Raw genomic sequence first — 12063 nt, 5'->3', positions numbered from 1 at the left:
CGTATTAAAACTTGTTCGAATAAATGCCCGGTGGCGTTCGCTCCCGGGCCTACAGTCTGAACCGTAGGGCGGGCAGCGCCTGAACGCCCCCGCCATCTTCGTCAAAAATCTACTGTTAGTACAGCGCTTTACCGCTGCTGTCTTTGACGTTGGTTTTCCATGCTGCACGAACCTGCTCTACCACGCTTTCCGGCAGCGTCGCGTAATCCAGTGCATTTGCTTCTTTCGCGCCGTTTTTATACGCCCAGTCGAAGAACTTCAACACTTCAGCGGTCTGTTCCGGCTTGTTGGTCGCCTTATGCACCAGGATGAAGGTGGTTGAGGTGATCGGCCATGCATTTTCACCTTTCTGGTTGGTCAGGTCCTGTGCGAAGGACTTGCTCCAGTCAACGCCTTTCGCGGCGTTAGCGAAGTTATCTTCAGTCGGGCTAACCGGCTTGCCACCAGCGGACACCAGCTTGGTGTACGCGAGGTTGTTTTGCTTGGCGTAAGCGTATTCGACGTAACCAATAGAGCCCGGCAGACGCTGAACAAAGGCGGCGATACCGTCGTTACCTTTGCCGCCCAGTCCGGTTGGCCAGTTTACGGTAGAACCTGCACCGATTTTCGATTTCCACTCTTCATTCACCTTGGACAGGTAGCTGGTGAAGACGAAGGAGGTACCGGAACCATCAGCGCGGCGAACCACGGCAATGTTCTGTGAAGGCAGCTTCAGGCCCGGGTTGAGTTTAGCGATCGCTTCGTCATCCCATTTTTTAATTTTACCCAGATAGATATCACCGAGGGTTTTGCCATCCAGCACCAGTTCGCCGGATTTCACGCCAGGCAGGTTAACCGCCAGCACCACGCCGCCAATTACGGTGGGGAACTGGAACAGCCCTTCCTGAGTCAGTTTGTCATCAGCCAGCGGAGCATCAGAAGCACCGAAATCAACGGTGTTAGCAATAATCTGCTTAACGCCACCAGAGGAACCAATGCCCTGGTAGTTCACTTTATTGCCCGTTTCTTTCTGATAGGTGTCAGCCCATTTGGCATACACCGGCGCAGGGAAAGTTGCGCCTGCGCCAGTCAGGCTTGCTGCTGCGAAGGCAGAGAAAGCGCTCATCGATAAGGTCGCGGCGACAACTGTTGCGACGGTGGTACGCATAACGTTCATAATGTCTCCTGCTGGGATTCGTAAATCATTGTTTCGAGGCTATGGTGAGCAAAATAGGTCAAAGAGGTGACAGTAAAATGTACGAATTATGACAGTTTTATGACAGGTCGAAAGAAGGGATTTTATAGCAAATAATAGTCATATAACTCAGATGGTTATCTGTAATCATGACCGTGCAATGACAGAATAATTTTCTTTTTATGACAGCAAAATCGAACCGCCAAACGATCGTTTGTCATCTACCGCCAGCCAAAATATTTCGCGCAAGTTCGGTGATGAACAGCAGGTGAAAATAAAAAGGGCTGCCGCCGGCAGCCCTTTGCAAGATATGATGCTTTACTCCACAGTCACCGATTTCGCCAGGTTACGCGGCTGGTCAACGTCAGTGCCTTTGATCAGCGCGACGTGATAAGCCAACAGCTGCAGCGGTACCGTATAGAAGATAGGGGCGATCATCTCTTCGACATGCGGCATCTCAATGATGTGCATGTTATCGCTACCGTTGAAGCCGGCGTCACCGTCGGCGAAGACGTACAGCTCGCCGCCGCGGGCACGAACCTCTTCGATGTTGGATTTCAGTTTTTCCAGCAGCTCGTTGTTCGGCGCCACCACAATCACCGGCATTTCCGCATCAATCAGCGCCAGCGGGCCATGTTTCAGCTCACCTGCCGCATAGGCTTCCGCGTGAATGTAGGAGATCTCTTTCAGCTTCAGCGCTCCTTCCATGGCGATCGGGTACTGATCGCCGCGGCCGAGGAACAGCGCATGGTGCTTATCAGAGAAACGCTCTGCCAGCTGTTCAATACGCTTGTCCTGGGAGAGCATCTGCTCGATACGGTTCGGCAGCGCCTGCAGACCGTGCACGATATCGTGCTCAATCGCCGCATCCTGACCTTTCAGACGCGCCAGTTTCGCCACCAGCATCAACAGCACGGTCAGCTGAGTGGTAAAGGCTTTAGTTGAGGCCACGCCGATTTCAGTACCGGCTTTGGTCATCAGCGCCAGATCGGACTCACGCACCAGTGACGAACCCGCCACGTTACAGATGGCCAGCGAGCCGAGATAGCCCAGCTCTTTAGAGAGGCGCAGCGCCGCCAGGGTATCGGCGGTTTCACCCGACTGGGAGAGGGTGATCATCAGACTGTTGCGACGCACCGCGGACTTGCGATAGCGGAATTCCGAGGCGATTTCCACATCGCACGGGACGCCGGCTAATGCTTCGAACCAGTAACGGGAGACCATCCCGGAGTTATAGGAAGTCCCGCAGGCAACAATCTGAATATGTTCAACCTGAGCCAGCATTTCATTGGCATTCGGCCCCAGCTCGCTGAGATCCACTTCGCCGTGGCTGATGCGCCCGGTCAGGGTGTTTTTAATCGCGTTCGGCTGTTCGTAAATCTCTTTCTGCATATAGTGGCGGTAGATACCTTTATCGCCAGCGTCATACTGCAGATTAGATTCGATCTCCTGGCGCTTCGCTTCCGCGCCGGATTTATCGAAAATCACCACCGAGCGGCGAGTGACTTCGGCAATATCGCCCTCTTCGAGGAAGATAAAGCGGCGGGTCACTGGCAGCAATGCCAGCTGGTCGGAAGCGATAAAGTTTTCGCCCATTCCCAGGCCAATCACCAGCGGGCTACCGGAGCGGGCCGCCAGCAGGGTTCCCGGGTCACGGGTATCCATGATCACCGTACCGTAGGCGCCGCGCAGCTGCGGAATAGCGCGCAGCACGGCTTCACGCAAGGTACCGCCTTGTTCCAGTTCCCAGTGCACCAGATGGGCGATAACTTCGGTATCGGTCTCGGTGACGAAGACATAGCCGCGAGACTGCAGCAGGGCACGCAGCGGCTCATGGTTCTCGATGATCCCGTTATGGACCACCACAATGTGTTCAGAAACATGCGGATGCGCATTGCTCTCAGACGGTTCGCCGTGCGTCGCCCAGCGAGTATGGGCGATCCCGGTACCACCATGTAACGGTTGCTCTTCTACCGCCTGAGCCAGCATCTGAACTTTACCCAGGCGACGCACGCGGGTCATATGACCTTCGCTGTCGACCACCGCCAGACCGGCAGAGTCATACCCACGGTATTCCAGACGACGTAAACCTTCGAGAAGGATTTCAGCAATATCACGCTGCGCGACTGCGCCAACAATTCCACACATAGTTAAATTTCCTGATAATGGCGATATGCCATGCGTTGTCGCTGACCTGTATTTGCCCGTTTTCCGGGCGCCCCGAGCCTTGTAGAGAGTGGGGTTATTGTTATGGTACTGCCTGCGGACGGGGGTCTATATTGACCCTCTCATCCTGGTTCGCCGGGCATATTTCCCCGGCGACAATCCAAATTATTTCTTCTTCACCGGACGCTGCCAGCCCTGCTTGTGGACCTGCGGTACGCGGCTCAACACCAGTTCGTTATCGGCGATATTGCGCGTAACGGTGGTCCCGGCGGCGATAGTAACACCGTTGCCTACCGTGACTGGCGCCACCAGCTGGGTATCCGAGCCGACAAAGACATCATCGCCAATAATCGTTTTGTGTTTATTCGCGCCATCGTAGTTGCAGGTGATGGTGCCGGCGCCGATATTGACGTTATCACCGATCTCCGCATCGCCCAGATAGGTCAGATGACCCGCCTTGGAGCCTTTCCCGAGACGCGCTTTTTTCATTTCCACGAAGTTGCCAACGTGGGCGCCTTCCAGCAGTTCGGCGCCCGGGCGCAGACGGGCAAATGGGCCGATGGTGCAGGCAGCCTGCAGCAGGGCATCTTCCACCACGCTATAGGGGCTAATTTCGCAGTCATCGCCGATGGTGCTATTTTTGATCACGCAGCCGGCGCCGATTTTCACACGATCGCCCAGCACCACATTGCCTTCCAGAATAACGTTAGTATCGATCTCCACATCGCGCCCGTGCTGCAGCGTACCGCGCAGATCGAAACGCGCCGGATCGCGCAGCATCACGCCCGCCAGCAGTAATTTTTCTGCCTGCTCAGCCTGGTAAACGCGCTCCAGGCGCGCAAGCTGCAGGCGATTGTTGACGCCTTCGACTTCGCTCAGGCGCTGCGGATGCACCGCGACGATCTCGTGCCCTTCCTGATACGCCATGGCGATGATATCGGTGATGTAGTATTCGCCCTGAGCGTTGTTATTGGTGAGCTTCGCCAGCCAGCGCTTGAGGTCTGCTCCGCCGGCGATCAGGATCCCGGTGTTGATTTCCTGGATCTGGCGCTGCGCCTCGCTGGCATCTTTGTGCTCAACGATGCCCGTCACCTGGCCATTTTCACGGGTAATGCGGCCGTAGCCCGTTGGGTCATCCAACTTCACCGTCAGCAGACCAATACCACCCTGTGGTTTCGCGGCGCGCAGGCGCTGTAGCGTCTCAACGGAAATCAGCGGCACGTCGCCATAGAGCATCAGGATGTCTTCATCATCATTGAAGAAGGGTGCTGCCTGCTGCATGGCGTGTCCGGTTCCGAGCTGCTCGGCCTGCAGCACCCAATTCAGGTTGTCTTCATGGAGGGTCTGACGCAGCAGATCGCCACCGTGACCGTACACCAGATGCACCGCACATGCGCCTAAATCGTTAGCGGCATCAATGACATGCTGCACCATAGGCTTCCCGGCCAGGGTATGCAGCACCTTAGGAAGATCGGAATACATGCGGGTCCCTTTGCCTGCGGCAAGGATAACCACGCTCATCGCACTATTTGACATACTCATCCTGACGGTAGTTAGAACGGAAAGTAAAAGCCTTTCACGTTGAAATTTCTACATATTTTTCATCATAAAACGAGACGTGGAGAAAACGTCCAGGCTCGCGGTTATACACCATTTTATGACGCTATTTTTGACCACTGCAAATCAGTTTAACGCTGAAAAAGGAGGGTGGGGAGGGTAATCATTGACTATCTCACTGCTTTTGCTGTTTTTTCGCCACCTGAATAAAGCGGCAGAGCGCGGCCCTATTGGCGGAGATCAACAGGATATGAGCCGACTGAGTGGAAATCAGCCGCAGGCAGAGGAGAGCTGAAGTGATTGGTGGCATCAATAAAATACAAAAGGCCACCGTCAGGTGACCTTCATTTACCGGTTTCACATCGCCAGTGTTGTCGTTTTGATGGGCGATACGTCGTGCAAGCCGGGGAATAGCGCGTGGCTTAGAAGCTCAGTACGCTGAATTTGGCGATGATTTTATGGAACAGTTTCATGATGATTTCCTGACGCAGGTGCAGTTTGATAACGTTCTTTTATGTGACATACATCACAAAATAGAGTCTACGCCTCATCATTTAACTAATCAATAACAATTAAGGGTGGATCCTGTTTTCACTTTACCCGCTCGCCAGCCGCTGGCCATAAAAAAAGCCAGCCTGGAAACCAGACTGGCTTTTTACGTTCAAGCCGGTGTTACATCGCTTTTTTGGTCAACTCGATAACGCGCAGTTTAGCGATCGCTTTGGCCAGTTCCGCAGACGCCTGAGCGTAATCCACATCGCCGTGGGAGCTCTTAATGTGCTCTTCGGCTTTGCGTTTCGCTTCCAGCGCTCGCGCTTCGTCGAGGTCCTGACCGCGAATTGCGGTATCCGCCAGAACGGTCACGCTGCCAGGCTGCACTTCAAGAATGCCGCCAGACAGATAGATAAACTCTTCATGACCGTGCTGTTTAACGATGCGAATCATACCAGGCTTAATGGCGGTGAGCAGCGGCGCGTGTCCCGGGTAAATACCCAGTTCACCTTCGCTACCCGTTACCTGGATTTTTTCGACCAGACCAGAGAACATTTGTAACTCTGCGCTGACGACGTCCAGGTGGTAAGTCATTGCCATATCACCCTCCGATTAAGGCGTTAAAGTTTTTTGGCTTTTTCCACGGCTTCGTCGATGGAACCGACCATGTAGAACGCCTGCTCTGGCAGGTGATCGTATTCGCCTTCCATGATGCCTTTAAAGCCACGGATAGTGTCTTTCAGCGCCACGTATTTGCCCGGAGAACCGGTAAAGACTTCTGCTACGAAGAACGGCTGGGACAGGAAGCGCTGGATCTTACGTGCGCGAGCTACCACCAGTTTGTCTTCTTCAGACAGTTCGTCCATACCGAGGATGGCGATGATGTCTTTCAGTTCCTGATAACGCTGCAGGATGGACTGAACGCCACGCGCGGTGTCGTAGTGTTCCTGACCAACAACCAGCGGATCCAGCTGACGGCTGGTGGAGTCCAGCGGGTCAACGGCCGGGTAGATACCCAGGGAAGCGATCTGACGGCTCAGTACTACGGTTGCATCTAAGTGAGCAAAGGTAGTGGCTGGGGATGGGTCAGTTAAGTCATCCGCCGGTACGTATACCGCCTGTACGGAGGTGATAGAACCGGTTTTGGTGGAGGTGATACGTTCCTGCAGAACGCCCATCTCTTCCGCCAGAGTCGGCTGATAACCTACCGCTGAAGGCATACGACCCAGCAGTGCGGATACTTCAGTACCGGCCAGGGTGTAACGATAGATGTTATCGACGAACAGCAGAACGTCACGACCTTCGTCACGGAATTTCTCAGCCATGGTCAGGCCGGTCAGTGCAACGCGCAGACGGTTTCCCGGCGGCTCGTTCATCTGGCCGTAAACCAGGGATACTTTATCGATAACGTTGGAGTCGGTCATTTCGTGGTAGAAGTCGTTACCCTCACGAGTACGCTCACCGACGCCCGCAAACACAGAGTAACCGGAGTGCTCGATCGCGATGTTACGGATCAGCTCCATCATGTTTACGGTTTTACCTACACCCGCACCACCGAACAGACCAACTTTACCGCCCTTCGCGAACGGACACATCAGGTCGATAACTTTGATACCGGTTTCCAGCAGTTCCTGAGAGCTGGACAGCTCTTCATAGGAAGGTGCTGCACGGTGGATAGCCCAACGCTCTTCTTCACCGATATCGCCTTTCATGTCGACCGGCTGACCCAGTACGTTCATGATACGACCCAGTGTTGCTTTACCTACCGGGACTTCGATTGGGTGCTCGAGGTCTTTTACTTCCAGACCGCGGCGAAGACCATCGGAAGAACCCATGGCGATGGTACGAACGATACCGCCGCCGAGCTGCTGCTGAACTTCCAGCACCAGAACTTCTTTACCATTCTGCACCTCAAGAGCTTCGTACACGCGCGGTACGGCATCCTGAGGGAATTCGACGTCAACTACGGCGCCGATTACCTGGACAATTTTTCCAGTAGCCATCTTGAATCCTCTACGAATTAACCTGGTTATACCGCGGATGCACCACCGACGATCTCGGTGAGTTCCTGAGTAATGCTGGCCTGTCGAGCTTTGTTGTATACCAACTGCAGCTCTTTAATCAGGCTGCCGCCATTGTCGGTCGCGGCTTTCATCGCCACCATACGTGCGGCCTGCTCGCTGGCCAGGTTTTCTACCACGCCCTGATAGACCTGAGATTCGACATAACGACGCAGGAGGGTATCCAGCAGCGCTTTCGGATCGGGTTCGTACAGGTAATCCCAGGATTTACGTTTCAGATCAGCGTCTTCTGATGCCGGTAACGGCAGCAGTTGAGTGATCGTCGGAACCTGAGACATGGTGTTAATAAATTTGTTGCTGACAACGTACAGCTTGTCCAGACGGCCTTCATCATAGGCCTGCAACATCACTTTTACCGGGCCGATCAGTTCGGACAGGGAGGGGTTATCCCCCATACCAGTCACCTGTGCAACCACGTTACCGCCAACGGCGTTAAAGAAAGAGACGCCTTTAGAGCCGATCATTGCGAGGTCGCACTGAACGCCTTTATCGGACCATGCTTTCATTTCCGCCAGCAGTTTCTTGAACAGGTTAATGTTCAAGCCGCCGCACAGACCACGGTCGGTCGACACCACCAGGTAGCCCACGCGCTTAACGTCGCGTTCTTCCAGGTAAGGGTGCTTATATTCCAGATTACCGTTCGCAAGGTGACCAATCACTTTGCGCATAGTATCTGCGTAAGGACGGCTGGCCGCCATGCGCTCCTGCGATTTACGCATTTTGGAAGCGGCGACCATCTCCATCGCTTTAGTGATCTTTTGCGTGTTCTGGACGCTTGCGATCTTACTACGTATCTCTTTTGCGCCGGCCATGAGCTTCTCCTCAATGCCTTGCGGCCTGCCCTAAGACAGACCGCCAGACGTTACCAGGACTGGGTTGCTTTGAAGGAATCGAGGATGCCTTTCAGCTTGCCTTCGATTTCGTCGTTATAGCCACCGGACTGGTTAATCTCTTGCATCAGCGGAGCGTGATCACGGTCGACGTAAGCCAGCAGAGCGGCTTCGAAGCTACCGATTTTCGCCAGTTCTACATCAGCCAGGTAACCACGTTCTGCTGCGAACAGAACCAGAGACTGCTGCGCAACGGACATCGGCGCATACTGTTTCTGTTTCAGCAGTTCGGTCACTTTCTGACCGTGGTCCAGCTGTTTGCGGGTTGCATCGTCAAGGTCGGATGCAAACTGGGAGAACGCTGCCAGTTCACGATACTGCGCCAGTGCGGTACGGATACCACCGGACAGTTTCTTCATGATCTTGGTCTGCGCTGCACCACCAACACGGGATACGGAGATACCCGGGTTAACCGCAGGACGAATACCGGCGTTAAACAGGTTGGTTTCCAGGAAGATCTGACCATCGGTAATGGAGATTACGTTGGTCGGAACGAATGCGGAAACGTCGCCCGCCTGCGTTTCGATAATCGGCAGCGCAGTCAGAGAACCGGTTTTCCCTTTCACTTCACCTTTGGTGAAAGCTTCAACGTATTCGGCGTTAACACGCGCAGCACGCTCCAGCAGACGAGAGTGGAGGTAGAATACGTCGCCCGGGAAGGCTTCACGTCCTGGCGGACGACGGAGCAGCAGGGAGATCTGACGATAAGCAACAGCCTGTTTAGACAGGTCATCGTAAATGATCAGCGCATCTTCGCCGCGGTCGCGGAAGTATTCGCCCATTGCGCAACCAGCGTATGGCGCCAGGTATTGCAGTGCAGCAGATTCGGATGCAGTCGCTACCACCACGATGGTGTTAGCCAGCGCGCCGTGCTCTTCCAGTTTACGCACCACGTTAGAGATGGTGGACGCTTTCTGGCCGATAGCAACATAGACGCACTTGATACCGGAATCACGCTGGTTGATGATGGCATCGATAGCCAGCGCAGTTTTACCGGTCTGACGGTCGCCGATGATCAGTTCACGCTGACCACGACCGATTGGGATCATGGCGTCAACGGATTTATAACCGGTCTGTACCGGCTGATCGACGGACTGACGTTCGATTACGCCCGGTGCGATCGCTTCTACGGCGGAGAAACCGTCGTTTTCCAGCGGACCTTTACCATCAATTGGCGCGCCCAGGGTGTTAACCACACGGCCCAGCAGGCCGCGGCCAACCGGAACTTCCAGGATACGGCCAGTACATTTAACCTTCATGCCTTCGGCGAGGTCAGCATACGGACCCATCACCACGGCACCAACGGAGTCGCGCTCCAGGTTCAATGCGATAGCGTAACGGTTACCCGGCAGGGAGATCATCTCACCCTGCATACATTCGGCAAGGCCGTGGATGCGGATAACACCGTCACTTACAGAAACAATAGTACCTTCGTTATGAGCTTCGCTCACAACATTGAACTGAGCAATGCGCTGCTTGATCAGTTCGCTGATTTCGGTGGAATTCAGTTGCATGCTCCAGTCCCCTTAAGACTGCAAGACGTCTGCAAGGCGATCAAGACGGCCGCGTACGCTACCATCAATGACCATATCACCCGCACGGATGATAATACCTGCCATAACAGACTTATCGATTTTGCAATTCAGCTTAACTTTGCGTGACAGACGTTTTTCCATCGCGCTGACGATCCTGGCAAGCTGTTCATCACTCAGTTGGTTGGCAGATATTACTTCTACCTCTGCGATGGCCTCACTGGCCGCACGCAGGTGAATGAATTGCTCAAGAACGTCCGGGAGCACTTTCAGACGATTGTTTTCCGCCATCACCTTAATCAGGTTCTGGCCGTTTTCGTCGAGTTGCTCACCGCAGATAGCGATAAACGCTTCTGAGAGCGTTTCCGGCGCCAAAGCACCGGAGAGAAGCTCTGCCATTTGGTCGTTTTTGGTCACTTCGGCGGCAAACGCCAGCATATCCTGCCAGCGTTCAACACTGTTGTGTTCGACGGCAAAGTCAAAAGCTGCTTTGGCGTAGGGGCGAGCTACCGTTACAAATTCAGACATCAGCCCCTCCCTCCTTACAGTTCAGCGACAAGTTTATCCACGATGTCGCTGTTAGCAGCTTCATCCACGGAACGTTCGATGATCTTCTCGGCGCCAGCAACAGCCAGGATAGCGACCTGCTTACGCAGCTCCTCACGTGCACGTTTACGCTCAGCATCAATTTCAGCCTGCGCTTGTGCAACGATTTTGGTGCGTTCCTGTTCTGCTTCAGCTTTAGCTTCGTCCAGAATCTGAGAGCGACGCTTGTTCGCCTGCTCAATGATTACCTGGGCTTCCGCTTTCGCTTTTTTCAGCTGGTCGGTCGCGTTGGCCTGTGCAAGGTCCAAATCTTTCTTAGCGCGTTCTGCAGAAGCTAAACCGTCAGAAATCTCTTTCTGGCGTTTTTCGATGGCAGCCATTAAAGGCGGCCATACGTACTTCATGCAGAACCATACGAAGATAACAAACGCGATGGCCTGGCCGAGGATTGTTGCGTTCATGTTCACAGCACAATACCTCTTTAATTAACTCTGTGGCTTAGGTTTCTAACAACTTACTACGCGACGGCGAACATCACGTACAGACCCAGACCTACAGCGATCATCGGGATAGCATCCACCAGACCCATAACGATAAAGAACTGAGTACGCAGCAGAGGAATCAGATCCGGTTGACGCGCTGCGCCTTCCAGGAATTTACCTCCGAGGATGCCGATACCGATCGCAGCACCGATTGCCGCCAGACCCATCATCACAGCGGCAGCCATGTACAGCAGATCCATATTCAGGTTTTCCATGACAGTCTCCAGTTTGTTTCAGTTAAAACGTAGTAGTGTTGGTAAAAATCAATGCTCTTCGGACGCCATCGACAGATAGACAATCGTCAGAACCATGAAGATGAAGGCTTGCAGCGTAATAATCAGGATGTGGAAAATGGCCCAAGGCACATTCAGGATCCACTGTGACCACCACGGCAACAGACCAGCAATCAGAATGAAAATCAGCTCACCGGCATACATGTTGCCGAACAGTCGCAGACCAAGAGAAACCGGTTTGGACAGCAGGCTTACCCCTTCAAGGATTAAGTTGACAGGAATGAACGCCCAGTGATTGAACGGCTGCATGGTCAGTTCTTTAACGAACCCACCTACGCCTTTCATTTTGATGCTGTAGAAAATGATCAGGATGAACACGCCAAGCGCCATCGACAGGGTGATGTTCACGTCGGCAGACGGAACCACGCGCAGTGCAGGCAGGCCGAGTATGTGCTCACCGATCCAAGGTAAGAAATCGATAGGCAAGAGGTCCATCAGGTTCATCAGGAAGACCCAGACGAACACGGTCAGCGCCAGTGGCGCGATAACCTTGCTCTTGCCATGGTACATGTCTTTGACGCTGCCATGGACGAAGCCGATGATCATTTCGATGAAGGTTTGGAATTTCCCTGGTACGCCGCTGGTCGCTTTCTTAGCAACGCTACGGAACATGGCAAGGAACAGCAGACCGAGAACCACCGAGAAAAACATGGAGTCAATGTTGAGCGTCCAGAAGGTGGCTGTGTGGTTGTGCGGATCCACCAGCGAGAATGTACGTAGGTCCAGCTGAAGGTTGTTCAGATGGTGTCCTATGTAATCCTGCGGCGTCATATTTTCTGAAGCCATGATG

General features: G+C 53.8%; 11 protein-coding genes. All 11 read right to left on the bottom strand.

Going from position 1 to position 12063, the window contains the following annotated elements; translation table 11 throughout:
• Positions 1-115: 115 nt before the first annotated feature.
• Positions 116-1156, bottom strand: a complete 1041-nt coding sequence (gene pstS / locus CWM61_RS25680) for a phosphate ABC transporter substrate-binding protein PstS (protein WP_061156292.1) — start codon at positions 1154-1156, stop codon at positions 116-118.
• A 336-nt stretch (positions 1157-1492) separates the two neighbouring features.
• The gene (gene glmS, locus CWM61_RS25675) at positions 1493-3322 is read right to left on the bottom strand and encodes a glutamine--fructose-6-phosphate transaminase (isomerizing) (protein WP_061156291.1); all 1830 of its coding nucleotides are present in this window, start codon (positions 3320-3322) and stop codon (positions 1493-1495) included.
• A gap of 183 nt (positions 3323-3505) precedes the next feature.
• The gene (gene glmU / locus CWM61_RS25670; RefSeq protein WP_061156290.1) at positions 3506-4876 is read right to left on the bottom strand and encodes a bifunctional UDP-N-acetylglucosamine diphosphorylase/glucosamine-1-phosphate N-acetyltransferase GlmU; all 1371 of its coding nucleotides are present in this window, start codon (positions 4874-4876) and stop codon (positions 3506-3508) included.
• Positions 4877-5569: 693 nt separating this feature from the next.
• Positions 5570-5989 carry a F0F1 ATP synthase subunit epsilon gene (locus CWM61_RS25660; protein WP_008806724.1) on the bottom strand — a complete coding sequence of 140 codons (420 nt, stop codon included), beginning with the start codon at positions 5987-5989 and terminating at the stop codon, positions 5570-5572.
• Between the two features lie 20 nt (positions 5990-6009).
• On the bottom strand, positions 6010-7392 hold the full coding sequence (gene atpD, locus CWM61_RS25655) for a F0F1 ATP synthase subunit beta (protein WP_008806723.1): 1383 nt from the start codon (positions 7390-7392) through the stop codon (positions 6010-6012).
• 26 nt (positions 7393-7418) lie between these two features.
• Complete coding sequence (gene atpG, locus CWM61_RS25650) at positions 7419-8282, bottom strand: F0F1 ATP synthase subunit gamma (protein ID WP_008806722.1); 864 nt, start codon at positions 8280-8282, stop codon at positions 7419-7421.
• Between the two features lie 50 nt (positions 8283-8332).
• Positions 8333-9874, bottom strand: a complete 1542-nt coding sequence (atpA, locus tag CWM61_RS25645; RefSeq protein ID WP_012543303.1) for a F0F1 ATP synthase subunit alpha — start codon at positions 9872-9874, stop codon at positions 8333-8335.
• Between the two features lie 12 nt (positions 9875-9886).
• Positions 9887-10420, bottom strand: coding sequence for a F0F1 ATP synthase subunit delta (gene atpH, locus CWM61_RS25640; protein WP_004202307.1), 534 nt, complete (start codon positions 10418-10420; stop codon positions 9887-9889).
• 14 nt (positions 10421-10434) lie between these two features.
• Positions 10435-10905: a F0F1 ATP synthase subunit B gene (gene atpF / locus CWM61_RS25635; RefSeq protein ID WP_004107293.1), complete on the bottom strand. Its 471-nt coding sequence runs from the start codon at positions 10903-10905 to the stop codon at positions 10435-10437.
• Positions 10906-10955: 50 nt separating this feature from the next.
• Positions 10956-11195 (bottom strand): F0F1 ATP synthase subunit C, encoded by a 240-nt coding sequence (gene atpE / locus CWM61_RS25630; protein WP_000429386.1) that lies wholly within the window; start codon positions 11193-11195, stop codon positions 10956-10958.
• Between the two features lie 48 nt (positions 11196-11243).
• Positions 11244-12059: a F0F1 ATP synthase subunit A gene (gene atpB, locus CWM61_RS25625; protein WP_016162026.1), complete on the bottom strand. Its 816-nt coding sequence runs from the start codon at positions 12057-12059 to the stop codon at positions 11244-11246.
• Positions 12060-12063 lie beyond the last annotated feature (4 nt).

This window comes from Klebsiella sp. K-Nf6, assembly GCF_002806655.1.
Lineage (GTDB): Bacteria > Pseudomonadota > Gammaproteobacteria > Enterobacterales > Enterobacteriaceae > Klebsiella > Klebsiella variicola.
The sequence above is the reverse complement of the archived record's forward strand: the minus strand, read 5'-3'. Positions and strand labels throughout refer to the sequence as shown.